This is a genomic window from Mesorhizobium sp. P2_C5_2 (assembly GCF_056404535.1).
The window spans coordinates 557,858-573,163 of record NZ_JBFUDV010000005.1; the positions used below are offsets into that span (position 1 = coordinate 557,858).

Here is a 15,306-nt window from a genome sequence, read left to right on the forward strand (position 1 = left end):
CCAGAATGGCCGAAACCTCCGTCCGCAATTTTAACATCAACTTTGGACCTCAACACCCTGCCGCGCATGGTGTTTTGAGGTTGGTGCTTGAGTTGGACGGCGAAGTGGTCGACCGCGTCGATCCGCATATCGGCTTGCTGCATCGCGGCACCGAAAAGTTGATCGAGCACAAGACCTATCTGCAGGCGGTGCCCTATCTCGACCGGCTCGACTATTGCGCGCCGATGAACCAGGAGCATGCTTTTGCGCTTGCCGCCGAGCGGCTGCTCGGCATCGAGGTGCCGAAGCGCGGCCAGCTGATCCGCGTGCTCTATTGCGAGATCGGCCGCATCATGTCGCACATCCTCAATGTGACGACGCAGGCGCTTGATATCGGCGCGCTGACGCCGCCGCTGTGGGGCTTCGTCGAACGTGAAAAGCTGATGGTGTTTTACGAACGGGCCTCGGGCTCGCGCATGCATGCGGCCTATTTCCGTCCCGGCGGCGTGCACCAGGACCTGCCGCAAAAACTGGTCGAAGACATCGGCAAGTGGATCGACCCGTTCCTGAAGTCGCTCGACGATCTCGACAGACTGCTCACCGGCAACCGCATCTTCAAGCAGCGCAATGTCGATATCGGCACGGTGTCGCTGGCCGACGCCTGGGCCTGGGGCTTTTCCGGCGTCATGGTGCGCGGCTCGGGTGCCGCATGGGACCTGCGTAAGTCGCAGCCCTATGAATGCTATTCCGAGATGGATTTCGATATCCCGATCGGCAAGAACGGTGACTGCTATGACCGTTATCTCGTGCGCATGGAAGAGATGCGTCAATCGGCCAAGATCATGCGCCAGTGCGTCGACCTTTTGCTCGGCAAGGAAAGCACCGGCCCGGTGTCAAACCTCGACGGCAAGGTGGTGCCGCCGAAGCGTCAGGCGATGAAGCGCTCGATGGAAGCGCTGATCCACCACTTCAAGCTCTACACCGAAGGCTATCGCGTGCCGGCCGGCGAGGTCTATGCCGCCGTCGAGGCGCCGAAGGGCGAGTTCGGCGTCTATCTCGTCTCCGACGGCTCCAACAAGCCGTACCGCTGCAAGCTGCGCGCACCCGGCTTCGCGCATCTGCAAGCCATGGATTTTCTCTGCCGCGGCCACATGCTGGCCGACGTCACCGCCGTGTTGGGTTCACTCGATATCGTCTTTGGTGAGGTCGATCGGTGATACGCTTTTTGGGTCCAGTATTAATCTTTACTGCTGTCGCGCTGCACCCCGCATATGCATTCGAGTGCAAGGCAGCCGTCAGTGCTTCCGATCTTGTGAAGCAGCACTTCAAATTGAGCTATGTCACGCTTGGTATGCAAGAAAGTGCGACAGCTGCATCTGCTGATGTCGATGCGTTCTATTTCAAGAGAGATACATGCGAGTGCGGCGTCGTTGCGCCGGTTGGTGCGAATTTCTCTAAGGCGGAAATATCGGAGGCCGCTAGCAGCAAAACGGGGCTGCAGCGGCTTGTTACCCGCTTGGTTGGTCAGTCCGGCGTCTGCCCGCCTGTCATGACAAATTCGCCGACATTCCAGTGTTTTGACGGAACGGCGAAGGTCTGCAAGGAGGCCGCCGCAAGATGATGAGTATGGGCCGGTCATCAAAGGCGTTTCTCGCAGTGGCATGTCTTGCCGCTTCTGCGGAAGTGACATCTGCAGCGGCCGCTCGCGGACTTTCGTCCAGCGATCTTCTCAGAGAAGGGTTCGAGCTCGTCGCCGAAGGCGATCTGTTGACGGTACGTGAAATTGGTGGCTATCGGCTCTTGGACGATGGGATATTTGTTCTCGGTCCGCCGCGCGAAGCTTGCGAGCGAAATGAGATATTCGTTGCTGAAGTGCCTAGCCAGCTGCGGCCTCGCTGCGGAAGTATCTGGTGGAATGACCGTTACGATGAGTTTGTCCGCCTAAAGCGTGGGAATGAAGAGTTCGTATGCGTATTGGGGCAGGCCGAGGACTGCTACCGCGCCTATCAATCAGCTCAGTAAGAAACATAAAAAGCGAAACTCCATGTCAGTCCGCCGTCTCGCAGAAGCCAGCGTCCAGCCAGCCTCCTTCGCCTTCAACCGGGCGAATGCGGCGGTGGCCAAGCAATGGATCAAGAAATATCCCAAGGGCCGCGAGCAGTCGGCAATCATTCCCTTGCTGATGATCGCGCAGGAGCAGGAAGGCTGGGTCACCAAGGCGGCGATCGAGACGATTTCGGACATGCTCGGCATGCCGCGCATCCGCGGGCTTGAGGTCGCGACCTTCTACACGCAGTACCAGCTGAACCCGGTTGGTACGCGTGCGCATATCCAGGTCTGCGGCACCACGCCCTGCATGCTGCGCGGCTCGGAAGCGCTGATGGATGTGTGCCGCTCCAAAATCCATCACGACCAGTTCCACACCAACGACAAGGGCACGCTGTCGTGGGAAGAGGTCGAATGCCTCGGCGCCTGCGTCAACGCGCCGATGGTCATGGTGTTCAAGGACACGTTCGAGGATCTGACGCCGGAACGGCTGGCTGAAATCATCGATCTCTATGATGCTGGCAAGGGTGCCACGGTTCCAACGGGACCGCAGAATGGCCGCACCGGCTCAGAGCCGGCCCCCGGTCTGACGACGCTGAAGAGCGAAAAGGCCATCCTCAAGGCGACGCGCGACAAGGAAGCCAAGGCGGCGACCAAGGCTGCCCAGGCGGCGCCAGCCGCAGTTGCGCCGGCCGCTACGGTTTCGCAGGCGCCGGCCGCAGCGCCGGTTGCGCCGTCCAAGGCCGGCAAGCCAAAGACCGATGCTCCAGAGACCAGTCCGGCTCTAAAGTCGCCATCGCCGGTCAAGGTCGCGCCCGAGGTGGAAAAAGCAGCGAGCGTTGCCGCACCGCTGCATTCGGCTGCCAATGCCAATCTGGCTGCGCCGGAAGTCGAGGAGGTCTCGAAACAGCGTAGCGGCCCCAGGAACAAAGCCGAGCCGGCGACTGCCTTCAAGGCGCCGGAAGTCAAGATTCCAGCCGCCAAGCCGGCAAAACCGTCGCTCGAGGACAAGAACCGTCCGGCCGGCATCGACAGGCCGGCTGCGGTCGACGATCTCAAGCTGATCTCGGGCGTCGGCCCGAAGATCGAAGGCATCCTGCACACGCTGGGCATCTTCACCTTCGCGCAGGTCGCTTCGTGGAAGAAGGCCGAGCGCGACTGGGTGGACGGCTATCTCGCCTTCCATGGCCGAATCGACCGCGACGACTGGGTCGGCCAAGCCAAGGCGCTCGCCAAGGGCGGTGTCGCCGAATACATCCGCGTCTTCGGCAAGAAGCCGGTCTGAGGGACGAAAAATGCTTCAGGATAAAGACCGCATCTTCAACAACATCTACGGCCTCTTCGACAAGTCGCTGGCCGGCGCGATGGCGCGCGGCGCCTGGGACAACACGCCCGGCATCATCGCCAAGGGGCGCGAGTGGATCGTCAACGAGATGAAGGCGTCCGGCCTGCGCGGCCGTGGCGGCGCCGGCTTCCCGACCGGGCTGAAATGGTCGTTCATGCCCAAGCAGAGCGATGGCCGGCCGAGCTATCTCGTTGTCAACGCTGACGAATCCGAGCCCGGCACCTGTAAAGACCGCGACATCCTTCGCAACGATCCGCACACGCTGGTCGAGGGCTCGTTCATTGCCGGCTTCGCCATGGGCGCGGTCGCCGCCTACATCTATGTTCGCGGCGAGTTCATCCGCGAGCGCGAGGCGCTGCAGCGCGCCATCGACGAAGCCTATGAGGCCAAGCTGATCGGCAAGAACAACACGTCCGGCTACGATTTCGACATCTACATGCATCACGGCGCCGGGGCCTACATCTGCGGCGAGGAAACCGCACTGCTCGAAAGCCTCGAAGGCAAGAAGGGCCAGCCCAGGCTGAAGCCGCCATTCCCGGCCAATGTCGGCTTGTACGGATGTCCGACAACGGTCAACAATGTCGAGTCGATCGCGGTGGCGCCGACTATTTTGCGCCGGGGTGCTGCCTGGTTCTCGTCCTTCGGCCGACCCAACAATGTCGGCACCAAGCTGTTTTGCATCTCCGGCCACGTCAACAATCCGTGCACCGTCGAAGAGGCGATGTCGATCCCGTTCCGCGAGCTGATCGAGACGCATTGCGGCGGCATTCGCGGCGGCTGGGACAATCTGCTTGCGGTCATTCCGGGCGGCGCTTCGGTGCCATTGGTGCCGGCCGAGCAGATCATCGATGCGCCGATGGATTTCGACGCACTGCGCGATCTCAAATCCGGTCTCGGCACGGCGGCTGTCATCGTCATGGACAAGTCGACCGATATCGTGAAGGCGATTGCCAGGCTGTCCTATTTCTACAAGCACGAGAGCTGCGGCCAGTGCACGCCGTGCCGCGAAGGCACCGGCTGGATGTGGCGGGTGATGGAGCGGCTGGTGCGCGGCGAGGCGCAGAAGCGCGAGATCGACATGCTGCTCGACGTCACCAAGCAGGTGGAAGGCCATACGATCTGCGCGCTGGGCGACGCCGCGGCATGGCCGATCCAGGGCCTGATGCGGCATTTCCGCGGCGAGGTGGAGCGGCGCATCGACGAGTTTTCGCGCAACGCGCACCGGGCCGAACCGGTGATGGTGGCGGCGGAATAGATTTGAAATACGGGCGCAAGCCCGGGACTGACATATCGGGGCGGGGCAGACGAAGAAACGACCAGGAGATATCTATGGCGCCGTATTCGAACCCTTTGATGCCCAATTTGGACCAGCTTGAGAAGATGAACCAGGATTTGACCAGGATGATGCCGAAGGAGATGGCCAGCGCCGTCAACCTTCTCGCGCATCCTGTCGCGGGTGCCGCCGCCATGTCAGCGCTGGGCCTCGGCCTTGCCAACCACGCCTTTGGCGTGTGGCTCGGCGCATGGTCGGGTGCCGCCGAGGCTTCGCAGCGGATTTTCCAGCCGATGATCGACGATTACGAGCAGCGCGCCGAGCGTTATTCGGAGACCGCCCCCGCCACCAAGGCGCGCGCGGCGACCAAAACCCTGATCGCCGAGGCGCAAAATTTCGCGCAGGACGTGACCGATATTGCCGCCCGCACCGTCGATGCCGAGCCTGAGAAGGCGGATCCGGTCGCCGAAGACGCGACGACCGGGTTGATGCCGGAGGATTTCAGGCAGCCCAAGACCATTGCGCGCCCGTCCAAGCCGTCGGATCTCAAGGCGATAACGGGCGTCGGGCCGAAGCTCGAAAAAGTGCTGAACGGCCTTGGCATCTGGACCTTTGCCCAGATCGCCGCATGGACTCCGGAGGAGATCGCCTGGGTCGAGGATTATTTGTCGCTCAAGGGCCGCATCGGCCGCGACGAGTGGACCCGCCAGGCGGCGGCACTGACGCTGGCCGCCAAGGCGAAGAGGTAGGGGGCAGGCATGGAGGTTCACGACAGGAGCGAAGTTCTCGATGTGCGCAATGCCATCGTCAGCAACTCCAGATTTGACGATGTGAACCTGGCGAACACGCAGTTTCACAACGTCAACCTGTCGGCAGCCCTGGTGGACGACGCGAACCTCTCGAACGCGTCTTTCAGCAATGTGAATATGAGCAACGTGAAGATAGAAAACGCTGAAGTCGCCGGCATGATGATCAATGGCATCAGGCTGAGCGATCTGTTTCAGGCATATGAGACGGCGAAGACCGCCGGGGGCAATTGATGGCAAAGCTCAAGGTCGACGGGAAAGAGATCACTGTACCCGACCACTACACGCTGCTGCAGGCGGCCGAGGACGCGGGCGCGGAAGTGCCGCGCTTCTGCTTCCATGAGCGGCTGTCGATCGCCGGCAATTGCCGCATGTGCCTGATCGAGGTGAAGGGCGGGCCGCCCAAGCCGCAGGCCTCCTGCGCCATGGGCGTGCGCGACCTGCGCCCGGGCCCGAATGGCGAGGTGCCGGAAATCTTCACCAACACGCCGATGGTCAAGAAGGCCCGCGAAGGCGTGATGGAGTTCCTGCTGATCAACCATCCGCTGGATTGCCCGATCTGCGATCAGGGTGGTGAGTGCGACCTGCAGGACCAGGCGATGGCCTTCGGTGTCGATTCCTCGCGCTATCACGAGAACAAGCGCGCGGTCGAAGACAAGTATATCGGCCCGCTGGTGAAGACGGTGATGAACCGCTGCATCCACTGCACGCGCTGCGTCCGCTTCACCACCGAAGTTGCCGGCATTTCCGAGCTTGGCCTGATCGGCCGCGGCGAGGATGCCGAGATCACCACCTATCTCGAAAGCGCCATGACCTCGGAGCTGCAGGGCAATGTCATCGACCTCTGCCCGGTCGGCGCGCTGACCTCGAAACCCTTCGCCTTCCAGGCGCGGCCGTGGGAGCTGACCAAGACCGAATCCATCGACGTGATGGACGCCGTCGGTTCGGCGATCCGCGTCGATAGCCGCGGCCGCGAGGTGATGCGCATCCTGCCGCGCGTCAACGAGGCGGTGAACGAGGAGTGGATTTCCGACAAGACCCGCTTCATCTGGGACGGCCTGCGCACGCAGCGCCTCGACCGCCCCTATGTGCGCAAGGACGGCAAACTGGCGCCCGCCAGCTGGGCGGAAGCTTTTGCCGCGATCAAGGACGCGATGTCGAAGGCTGCGGCCGAGAAGATCGGCGCCGTTGCCGGCGATCTGGCCGCCGTCGAGGAAATCTACGCGCTGAAGCAGCTCATGGCTTCGCTGGGCTCGAAAAACACCGATTGCCGCCAGGATGGCGCCGCACTCGATCCGGCGCTCGGCCGCGCCAGCTATATCTTCAACCCGACCATCGAGGGCATCGAGCAGGCTGATGCGGTGCTGATCATCGGCGCCAACCCGCGCTTCGAGGCTTCGGTGCTCAACGCCCGCATCCGCAAGCGCTGGCGCATCGGCAACCTGCCGGTCGGCGTCATCGGCGAGGTCGGCGACACACGCTATGAGTACGAGCAGCTCGGCGCCGGTCCGGAATCGCTGAAGGATCTGGCCGACGGCAATGGCAAGTTCTTCCAGGTGCTGAAGAAGGCGACGCATCCGCTGATCATCGTCGGCCAGGGTGCGCTGTCGCGCGCCGATGGTGCAGCCGTGCTCGGCCAGGCGGCGAAACTCGCTGCCGCGGTCAACGCTGCCCGCGCCGACTGGAACGGCTTTGCCGTGCTGCACACTGCGGCTGCCCGTGTCGGCGGCCTCGATGTCGGCTTCGTGCCGGGTGAGGGCGGCAAGAACGTTGCCGGCATGCTGGGCGAGAGCGACGTGCTGTTCCTGCTCGGCGCCGATGAGATCGACATGTCAAAGACCGGCGGCGCTTTCGTCGTCTATATCGGCACGCATGGCGACGCCGGCGCGCATCGCGCCAATGTCATCCTGCCGGGCGCTGCCTACACCGAAAAGTCCGGCACCTATGTCAACACCGAGGGACGCGTGCAGCAGACCAACCGCGCCGGCTTCGCACCGGGCGATGCACGCGAGGACTGGGCCATCTTGAGGGCGCTGTCGGATGTGCTCGGAAAGAAACTACCCTTCGATTCGCTGCAGCAGCTGCGCGCCAAACTCTATGGCGAATACCCGCATCTGGCCCGCATCGATCATGTCGAGCCAGGCAATGCCGATGACATCGCCAAGGTGGCGAAGCTCGGCGGGCGGCTGAACAAAGGCACCTTCACCTCGCCGGTCACGGATTTCTATCTGACCAACCCGATCGCGCGGGCGTCGGCCGTGATGGCTGAGTGCTCGGCGCTGGCGAAGAGCGGCTTCAAGCAGGCGGCGGAATAAGCATGGACACTTTCTTCTCCTTCTATGTGGTGCCGGCGCTCTGGATTGTGGCCCAGTCGGTGCTCCTCATCGTTGTCCTGCTGATCGCGGTCGCCTATCTGCTTTATGCCGACCGCAAGATCTGGGCGGCGGTGCAGCTGCGCCGCGGCCCGAACGTCGTCGGCCCCTGGGGCACGCTGCAGGCCTTCGCCGACCTGTTGAAGTTCGTCTTCAAGGAGCCGGTCATTCCGTCCGGCGCCAACAAAGGCGTTTTCCTGCTGGCGCCGCTGGTGTCGGCAGTGCTCGCGATCTCTGCCTGGGCGGTCATTCCCGTCAATGCAGGATGGGCGATCGCCAACGTCAATGTCGGCATCCTCTATGTCTTCGCCATCTCCTCGCTCGAGGTCTATGGCGTGATCATGGGCGGCTGGGCGTCCAACTCGAAATACCCGTTCCTCGGTGCGCTGCGCTCGGCGGCGCAAATGGTGTCCTACGAAGTCTCGATCGGCTTCGTCATCGTCACCGTGCTGCTTTGCGTCGGTTCGCTCAACCTGTCCGACATCGTGCTTTCGCAGCAGGACGGGCTGGGTACCAAGCTTGGCCTGCCCAACAGCTTCCTCGACTGGCACTGGCTGGCGCTGTTTCCGATGTTCGTCATCTTTTTCATCTCGGCGCTGGCCGAGACCAACCGCCCGCCCTTCGATCTGGTGGAAGCCGAGTCGGAACTCGTCGCCGGCCATATGGTCGAATACTCCTCGACGCCGTTCCTTTTGTTCTTCCTCGGCGAATATGTCGCCGTGGTGATGATGTGCGCCTTGGCGACCATCCTGTTCCTCGGCGGCTGGCTGCCGCCCTTCGACTTCGCGCCCTTCACCTGGGTGCCCGGTGTGATCTGGTTCGTGCTCAAGATCTGCCTGATGTTCTTCATGTTCTCGATGGTGAAGGCCTTCGTGCCGCGCTACCGCTACGACCAGCTGATGCGCCTTGGCTGGAAGGTCTTCCTGCCGATCTCGCTGTTCATGGTCGTTGCCACCGCGGCCTTCCTCAAGATCACGGGGTTTGCGTGATGTCCGCTCTTGGCCAAGCCGCAAAATCGCTGCTGCTGCAGGATTTCGTCAGCGCCTTCTTCCTGTCGATGCGTCAGTTCTTCGCGCCGAAGGAGACGATCAACTATCCGCACGAAAAGGGGCCGGTGAGCCCACGCTTCCGGGGCGAGCATGCGTTGCGCCGCTATCCCAATGGCGAGGAACGCTGCATCGCCTGCAAGCTGTGCGAAGCGATCTGCCCGGCGCAGGCGATCACCATCGAAGCCGGCCCGCGCCGCAATGACGGCACGCGCCGCACGGTGCGTTACGACATCGACATGGTGAAGTGCATCTATTGCGGCTTCTGCCAGGAAGCCTGCCCGGTCGACGCCATCGTCGAGGGGCCGAATTTCGAATTCGCGACGGAGACGCGCGAAGAGCTTTACTACGACAAGGACAGGCTGCTGGCGAATGGCGACCGGTGGGAGCGCGAACTGGCGCGCAACATCTCGCTGGACTCGCCCTACCGCTGATATTGACGCATGGACGGGGCGAGGGGCCTCGTCTAAGGACAACGCGGCTTCGGCACCGGAGGCGGACCGAAGCAACACAAGCGAACAGGACGAGCGTCCTGTTTCGGACAGGAACCCGGGGGAACCCATGCTGAGTGGACTAGAGGCGGCCTTTTTCTACCTCTTCGCCTTTGTCGCGGTGGCGTCGGCCTTCATGGTCATTTCGGCGCGCAACCCCGTGCATTCCGTGCTGTTCCTGATCCTGACCTTCTTCAATGCCGCCGGCCTGTTCATGCTGACCGGCGCCGAGTTCCTGGCGATGATCCTGCTCGTCGTCTATGTCGGCGCGGTCATGGTGCTGTTCCTGTTCGTCGTCATGATGCTCGATGTCGACTTCGCCGAGATGAAGGAGGGCGCGCTGCAATATGCGCCGATCGGCGCGCTGGTCGGGCTGATCCTGGCGGCGGAGCTGATCATCGTGCTCGGCGGCTACACATTCTCGCCGCAGCTGGCTTCGACGGTTTCGAAACCCATCCCGGATCTCGCCGCGCGGACGAATACGGCCGCGCTCGGCGATATCCTCTATACGGACTACCTCTACTACTTCCAGATTTCGGGCCTCGTGCTGCTGGTCGCCATGATCGGCGCCATCGTCTTGACGCTGCGCCACAAGGAAGGCGTCAAGCGGCAGTCGATCGCGGCCCAGGTTGGCCGCACGCCGGCTACGGGCATGGAAATCCGCAAAGTCAAGTCGGGCGAGGGGCTCTGAGATGGTCGTCGGCATCGCACATTACCTCACCGTATCGGCGATCCTGTTCACGCTTGGCGTGTTCGGCATCTTCCTGAACCGTCGCAACATCATCGTCATCCTGATGTCGATCGAGCTGATCCTTTTGGCGGTCAACATCAATTTCGTCGCCTTCTCGGCAGCGCTCGGCGATCTCGTCGGACAGGTGTTCGCCCTGTTCGTGCTGACGGTTGCCGCCGCCGAGGCGGCCATCGGTCTTGCCATTCTCGTCGTCTTCTTCCGCAACCGCGGCTCGATCGCGGTCGAAGACGTGAACCAGATGAAGGGTTGACGGGGCTAACATGTATCAAGCGATCGTCTTCCTTCCGCTACTCGGCTTCCTGATTGTCGGCCTGTTCGGCAATGCGCTCGGCGCCAAGGCCTCGGAATACATCACCTCCGGCTTCCTGGTGATTTCGGCCGTGCTGTCCTGGGTTGCCTTCTTCTCCGTCGGTTTCGGCGAAGGCGAAGTGTTCACTGTGCCGGTGCTGCGCTGGATCCAGTCCGGCGGGCTCGACGCCAATTGGGCGCTCAGGATCGATACGCTGACCGTGGTGATGCTGGTGGTTGTCAACACCGTGTCGGCGCTGGTTCACATCTATTCAATCGGCTACATGCACCACGACCCGAACCGGCCGCGCTTCTTTGCCTATCTGTCGCTGTTCACCTTCGCCATGCTGATGCTGGTGACGGCCGACAATCTGGTGCAGATGTTCTTCGGCTGGGAAGGGGTGGGTCTCGCCTCCTACCTGCTGATCGGCTTCTGGTACAAGAAGCCGTCGGCCAATGCCGCCGCCATCAAGGCCTTCGTCGTGAACCGCGTCGGCGATTTCGGCTTCGCGCTCGGCATTTTCGGCGTTTTCGTGCTGTTCGGCTCGGTCAATCTCGGCACCATCTTCGCCAATGCGGCGACGTTCATTCCGGCTGAAGGCGCGCCGCAAGGCGCTGCCGTGCTTACTTTCCTCGGCTACGCGCTGGACAAGCAGGCGGCCATGACCATCGTCTGCCTGCTGCTGTTCATGGGCGCCATGGGCAAGTCGGCGCAGGTGCCGCTGCACACCTGGCTGCCGGACGCCATGGAAGGCCCGACGCCGGTCTCGGCGCTCATCCATGCCGCGACCATGGTGACGGCCGGCGTGTTCATGCTGGCACGGCTGTCACCGCTGTTCGAGCTGTCGCATTCGGCGCTGACAGTGGTCACCTTCATCGGCGCCTTCACCGCCTTCTTCGCGGCGACAGTCGGCCTGGTCCAGAACGACATCAAGCGCGTCATCGCCTATTCGACCTGTTCGCAGCTCGGCTACATGTTCGTCGCGCTCGGCCTTGGCGCCTACGGTGCGGCTATCTTCCACCTGTTCACGCATGCCTTCTTCAAGGCGCTGCTGTTCCTCGGCTCCGGCTCGGTCATCCATGCCGTCTCCGACGAACAGGATATGCGCAAGATGGGCGGCCTGAGGAAGCTCATTCCGAAGACCTACTGGATGATGGTGATCGGCACGCTGGCGCTGACCGGCGTCGGCATTCCGGTGACCGTCATCGGCACCGCCGGCTTCTTCTCCAAGGATGCCATCATCGAGGCTGCCTTTGCCGGGCACAATTCGGTCGCCGGCCTCGCTTTCATCCTGCTGGTCATCGCCGCCTGCTTCACATCGTTCTACTCCTGGCGGCTGATCTTCATGACCTTCCACGGCGAGCCACGGGCAAGCCACGACGTCATGCACCATGTCCATGAATCGCCGCCGGTGATGCTGGTGCCGCTGTTCATACTGGCCGCCGGCGCGCTGTTTGCCGGTGTGATCTTCCACAACTCGTTCATCGGCGAAGGCTACGCCGAGTTCTGGAAGGCATCGCTGTTCACGCTGCCGGACAACCACATCCTGCACGAGATCCACGAACTGCCGCTGTGGGTCGAGCTGGCACCGTTCGTCGCCATGGTCATCGGCTTTGCCGTCGCCTGGAAGTTCTACATCCGCTCGCCGGAATTGCCCCGGAGTGTCGCCGCCAACCATCGCCTGCTCTACGCCTTCCTGCTCAACAAGTGGTACTTCGACGAGCTCTACGACGTCCTGTTCGTGCGCCCGGCCAAGGCTCTTGGTCACTTCCTGTGGAAGACCGGCGACGGCACCATCATCGATGGCCTCGGCCCCGATGGCGTTTCGGCGCGCGTCGTCGATGTCACCAACCGCGTCGTCAAGCTGCAGACCGGCTACCTCTATCACTACGCCTTCGCCATGCTGATCGGCGTTGCCGCACTCGTCACCTGGATGATGCTCTGATGACCGCCTGGTCCAACCTTCTCTCGCTGGTCACCTTCCTGCCGCTGGTTGGTGTGCTGCTCATCCTGTTCGTCAGGGATGACAGCCCGAACGCGCGTCGCAACATCCGCGCCATCGCGTTCTCGACGACGGCGTTCACCTTCGTCGTCTCGCTGTTCATCTGGACCGGCTTCGACAATTCGCAGGCCGGCTTCCAGTTCGTCGAGAAATACGCTTGGCTCGACTCCGGCATTTCCTACCATATGGGTGTCGACGGTATTTCGATGCTGTTCGTCATCCTGACGACATTCCTGATGCCGCTCTGCATCCTGGCGTCGTGGGAAGCGATCGACAAGCGGGTGAAGGCCTACATGATCGCCTTCCTGCTTTTGGAAACGCTGATGATCGGCGTGTTCTGCGCGCTCGACATCGTGCTGTTCTACGTCTTCTTCGAGGCCGGCCTGATCCCGATGTTCATCATCATCGGCGTCTGGGGCGGCAAAAGACGCGTCTATGCCTCGTTCAAGTTCTTCCTCTACACGCTGGCCGGCTCGGTGCTGATGCTCTTGGCCATCATGGCGATGTTCTACCAGTCCGGCACCACCGACATTCCGACGCTGTTGACGCACAATTTCCCGGCCAGCATGCAGACATGGCTATGGCTGGCCTTCTTCGCCTCCTTCGCGGTGAAGATGCCGATGTGGCCGGTGCACACCTGGCTGCCCGACGCGCACGTCGAGGCGCCAACGGCGGGCTCGGTGATCCTGGCCGCCATCCTGCTGAAGATGGGCGGGTACGGCTTCCTGCGTTTCTCCTTGCCGATGTTCCCGCTGGCGTCGGAAATGTTCGCGCCGCTGGTGTTCACGCTGTCGGTCGTTGCCATCATCTACACCTCGCTGGTGGCGCTGATGCAGGAGGACATGAAGAAGCTGATCGCCTATTCCTCCGTCGCCCATATGGGCTTCGTCACCATGGGCATCTTCGCCATGAACCAGGAAGGCGTGCAGGGCGCGATCTTCCAGATGCTCAGCCACGGCCTGGTCTCGGGCGCGCTGTTCCTGTGCGTCGGCGTCATCTATGACCGCATGCACACGCGCGAGATCGACGCCTATGGCGGCCTCGTCAACAACATGCCGAAATACGCCACCGTGTTCATGGTCTTCACCATGGCCAATGTCGGCCTGCCGGGCACGTCAGGCTTCGTCGGCGAATTCCTGACCATGCTTGGCGTGTTCAAGGTCAACACCTGGGTGGCGTTCTTCGCCGCCACCGGCGTCATCCTGTCGGCTGCCTACGCGCTCTGGCTCTACCGCCGGGTGATCTTCGGCGCGCTGACCAAGGAAAGCCTGAAGGGGCTGCTCGACCTGTCGACGCGCGAGAAGGCGATCATCTACCCGCTGGTCGTGCTGGTCATCTTCTTTGGCGTCTATCCCGCCCCCGTCTTCGATGCCACGGCCCAGTCGGTCAAGGCGCTCGTCACCAATGTCACCGCATCCATCGGCGCCGCGCAGACCGCGGCGGCGAATTAACCAAGGGTTTTGCGAACCATGACGCCGGACCTTTACGCCAGCCTTTCGCTCTCGACGCCGGAGCTGATCCTTGCCATCGGCGCGCTGGCGCTGTTGATGGTGGGCGCCTATTCGCGTGCCAACGCCGTCAATCTGGTGACCGGCCTTGCCGTCGCCGTGCTGGTGATCGCCGGCCTATGGCTGATCCTTTCCACGGAGCTGGGCAGCGCCTACGGCAACGCCTTCATCCAGGATCCGTTCTCCCGCTTCATGAAGGTGCTGTCGCTGGTCGGTTCGGCGGTAACGCTTGTCATGTCGATGCGCTTTGCCAAGCAGGAGCATTTCGACAAGTTCGAATACCCCGTGCTGATCCTGCTCTGCACGCTCGGCATGATGCTGATGATCTCGGCCAACGGCATGATCGGGCTCTATCTCGGCCTCGAATTGCAGTCGCTGGCGATCTACGTGCTGGCGGCGATCAACCGCGACAATCTGCGTTCGACCGAAGCCGGCCTGAAGTACTTTGTGCTCGGCGCGCTGTCGTCGGGCATGCTGCTCTACGGCATCAGCCTCGTCTACGGCTACACCGGCAATGTCGGCTTCCAGGAAATCGCCTCGGCGCTGGGCAGCGGCGAGCGCCAGCTTGGCCTCGTCGTCGGCCTGGTTTTCGTGCTGGCCGGCCTTGCCTTCAAGATCTCCGCGGTGCCGTTCCATATGTGGACGCCCGACGTTTATGAAGGCGCGCCGACACCGGTCACCGCCTTCCTGGCAGCTGCACCCAAGATGGCGGCGATGGCGCTGATCGTGCGCGTCACCATGGGCGCCTTCAAGCCGATCGCTTCCGACTGGCAGCAGATCATCGTCTTCATTTCGATCGCCTCGATGGCGCTCGGCGCCTTTGCGGCCATCGGCCAGACCAACATTAAGCGACTGATGGCCTACTCCTCGATCAGCCATATGGGCTATGCGCTGGTCGGCCTTGCCGCCAACAGCCAGGCCGGTGTGCGTGGCGTCGCCATCTACATGCTGATCTATCTGGTGATGACGCTCGGCACATTCGCCTTCATCCTCGCCATGCGGCGCAAGGAAGGCAATGTCGAGCAGATCAGCGATCTCGCCGGTCTCTCCTCGACCAACCCGATCATGGCGACGATCCTGACCATCCTGATGTTCTCTTTGGCCGGCATCCCGCCGCTCGCCGGCTTCTGGGGGAAGTGGTACGTCTTCCTCGCCGCCATCAACGCCAATCTCTACGCGCTGGCGATCATCGGCGTGCTGGCCTCGGTTGTGGGCGCTTATTACTATCTGCGCATCATCAAGATCATGTGGTTCGACGAACCGGCCGGCGGCTTCGTGCCGATGGCCAGCGAACTGCGCCTCGTGCTCGGCGTCTCCGGCGCCTTCGTGCTGTTCTATGTGCTGATCGGCGGTCCGATCGCGACCTATGCCGAAGCCGCCGCCAAGACATTTTTCTGA

Annotated in this window: 15 protein-coding genes; all 15 read left to right on the top strand. The window is 62.3% G+C overall.

Annotated features, from left to right (window positions below):
- The first annotated feature begins 5 nt into the window (after window positions 1-5).
- The 15 genes from AC1D1B_RS21195 to nuoN all read left to right on the top strand — a co-directional run bounded on the left by AC1D1B_RS21195 (window position 6) and on the right by nuoN (window position 15,306).
- The gene (locus AC1D1B_RS21195) at window positions 6-1,196 is read left to right on the top strand and encodes an NADH-quinone oxidoreductase subunit D (protein ID WP_477334372.1); all 1,191 of its coding nucleotides are present in this window, start codon (window positions 6-8) and stop codon (window positions 1,194-1,196) included.
- The gene (locus AC1D1B_RS21200) at window positions 1,193-1,600 is read left to right on the top strand and encodes a hypothetical protein (RefSeq protein ID WP_477334373.1); all 408 of its coding nucleotides are present in this window, start codon (window positions 1,193-1,195) and stop codon (window positions 1,598-1,600) included. Before AC1D1B_RS21195 ends, AC1D1B_RS21200 begins: the two co-directional genes overlap by 4 nt.
- Entirely contained in the window at window positions 1,597-2,001 is a 405-nt protein-coding gene (locus AC1D1B_RS21205; RefSeq protein WP_477334374.1) for a hypothetical protein, read from the top strand. Before AC1D1B_RS21200 ends, AC1D1B_RS21205 begins: the two co-directional genes overlap by 4 nt.
- Window positions 2,002-2,023: 22 nt before the next feature.
- Window positions 2,024-3,310, top strand: a complete 1,287-nt coding sequence (locus AC1D1B_RS21210; protein ID WP_477334375.1) for an NADH-quinone oxidoreductase subunit E — start codon at window positions 2,024-2,026, stop codon at window positions 3,308-3,310.
- A 10-nt stretch (window positions 3,311-3,320) separates the two neighbouring features.
- Complete coding sequence (gene nuoF, locus AC1D1B_RS21215; RefSeq protein WP_477261523.1) at window positions 3,321-4,625, top strand: NADH-quinone oxidoreductase subunit NuoF; 1,305 nt, start codon at window positions 3,321-3,323, stop codon at window positions 4,623-4,625.
- Between the two features lie 74 nt (window positions 4,626-4,699).
- A complete protein-coding gene (locus AC1D1B_RS21220; protein WP_477334376.1) occupies window positions 4,700-5,392 on the top strand; it encodes an NADH-ubiquinone dehydrogenase in 693 nt (230 codons plus the stop codon).
- A 9-nt stretch (window positions 5,393-5,401) separates the two neighbouring features.
- Window positions 5,402-5,683, top strand: coding sequence for a pentapeptide repeat-containing protein (locus tag AC1D1B_RS21225; RefSeq protein WP_477334377.1), 282 nt, complete (start codon window positions 5,402-5,404; stop codon window positions 5,681-5,683).
- Complete coding sequence (gene nuoG / locus AC1D1B_RS21230; protein ID WP_477334378.1) at window positions 5,683-7,764, top strand: NADH-quinone oxidoreductase subunit NuoG; 2,082 nt, start codon at window positions 5,683-5,685, stop codon at window positions 7,762-7,764. Before AC1D1B_RS21225 ends, nuoG begins: the two co-directional genes overlap by 1 nt.
- Window positions 7,765-7,766: 2 nt before the next feature.
- Window positions 7,767-8,810, top strand: coding sequence for an NADH-quinone oxidoreductase subunit NuoH (nuoH, locus tag AC1D1B_RS21235; RefSeq protein WP_477334379.1), 1,044 nt, complete (start codon window positions 7,767-7,769; stop codon window positions 8,808-8,810).
- Window positions 8,810-9,301, top strand: a complete 492-nt coding sequence (gene nuoI, locus AC1D1B_RS21240) for an NADH-quinone oxidoreductase subunit NuoI (protein WP_181055889.1) — start codon at window positions 8,810-8,812, stop codon at window positions 9,299-9,301. Before nuoH ends, nuoI begins: the two co-directional genes overlap by 1 nt.
- Window positions 9,302-9,428: 127 nt before the next feature.
- A complete protein-coding gene (locus AC1D1B_RS21245; RefSeq protein ID WP_477334380.1) occupies window positions 9,429-10,049 on the top strand; it encodes an NADH-quinone oxidoreductase subunit J in 621 nt (206 codons plus the stop codon).
- Window position 10,050: 1 nt separating this feature from the next.
- The gene (gene nuoK / locus AC1D1B_RS21250; protein WP_023670810.1) at window positions 10,051-10,359 is read left to right on the top strand and encodes an NADH-quinone oxidoreductase subunit NuoK; all 309 of its coding nucleotides are present in this window, start codon (window positions 10,051-10,053) and stop codon (window positions 10,357-10,359) included.
- A 10-nt stretch (window positions 10,360-10,369) separates the two neighbouring features.
- Window positions 10,370-12,343: an NADH-quinone oxidoreductase subunit L gene (gene nuoL, locus AC1D1B_RS21255; protein WP_477334381.1), complete on the top strand. Its 1,974-nt coding sequence runs from the start codon at window positions 10,370-10,372 to the stop codon at window positions 12,341-12,343.
- The gene (locus AC1D1B_RS21260) at window positions 12,343-13,851 is read left to right on the top strand and encodes an NADH-quinone oxidoreductase subunit M (protein ID WP_477334382.1); all 1,509 of its coding nucleotides are present in this window, start codon (window positions 12,343-12,345) and stop codon (window positions 13,849-13,851) included. The genes nuoL and AC1D1B_RS21260 overlap by 1 nt, the downstream gene beginning before the upstream one ends.
- An 18-nt stretch (window positions 13,852-13,869) precedes the next feature.
- A complete protein-coding gene (gene nuoN / locus AC1D1B_RS21265; RefSeq protein ID WP_477334383.1) occupies window positions 13,870-15,306 on the top strand; it encodes an NADH-quinone oxidoreductase subunit NuoN in 1,437 nt (478 codons plus the stop codon).

What these genes read in the sequence shown, in the direction of transcription:
- AC1D1B_RS21195 (WP_477334372.1), top strand. Translation starts at nt 6, where the DNA reads ATGGCCGAAACCTCCGTCCGCAATTTTAACATCAACTTTGGACCTCAA.
- AC1D1B_RS21205 (WP_477334374.1), top strand. Translation starts at nt 1,597, where the DNA reads ATGATGAGTATGGGCCGGTCATCAAAGGCGTTTCTCGCAGTGGCATGT.
- AC1D1B_RS21210 (WP_477334375.1), top strand. Translation starts at nt 2,024, where the DNA reads ATGTCAGTCCGCCGTCTCGCAGAAGCCAGCGTCCAGCCAGCCTCCTTC.
- nuoF (WP_477261523.1), top strand. Translation starts at nt 3,321, where the DNA reads ATGCTTCAGGATAAAGACCGCATCTTCAACAACATCTACGGCCTCTTC.
- AC1D1B_RS21220 (WP_477334376.1), top strand. Translation starts at nt 4,700, where the DNA reads ATGGCGCCGTATTCGAACCCTTTGATGCCCAATTTGGACCAGCTTGAG.
- AC1D1B_RS21225 (WP_477334377.1), top strand. Translation starts at nt 5,402, where the DNA reads ATGGAGGTTCACGACAGGAGCGAAGTTCTCGATGTGCGCAATGCCATC.
- nuoG (WP_477334378.1), top strand. Translation starts at nt 5,683, where the DNA reads ATGGCAAAGCTCAAGGTCGACGGGAAAGAGATCACTGTACCCGACCAC.
- nuoH (WP_477334379.1), top strand. Translation starts at nt 7,767, where the DNA reads ATGGACACTTTCTTCTCCTTCTATGTGGTGCCGGCGCTCTGGATTGTG.
- nuoI (WP_181055889.1), top strand. Translation starts at nt 8,810, where the DNA reads ATGTCCGCTCTTGGCCAAGCCGCAAAATCGCTGCTGCTGCAGGATTTC.
- AC1D1B_RS21245 (WP_477334380.1), top strand. Translation starts at nt 9,429, where the DNA reads ATGCTGAGTGGACTAGAGGCGGCCTTTTTCTACCTCTTCGCCTTTGTC.
- nuoK (WP_023670810.1), top strand. Translation starts at nt 10,051, where the DNA reads ATGGTCGTCGGCATCGCACATTACCTCACCGTATCGGCGATCCTGTTC.
- nuoL (WP_477334381.1), top strand. Translation starts at nt 10,370, where the DNA reads ATGTATCAAGCGATCGTCTTCCTTCCGCTACTCGGCTTCCTGATTGTC.
- AC1D1B_RS21260 (WP_477334382.1), top strand. Translation starts at nt 12,343, where the DNA reads ATGACCGCCTGGTCCAACCTTCTCTCGCTGGTCACCTTCCTGCCGCTG.
- nuoN (WP_477334383.1), top strand. Translation starts at nt 13,870, where the DNA reads ATGACGCCGGACCTTTACGCCAGCCTTTCGCTCTCGACGCCGGAGCTG.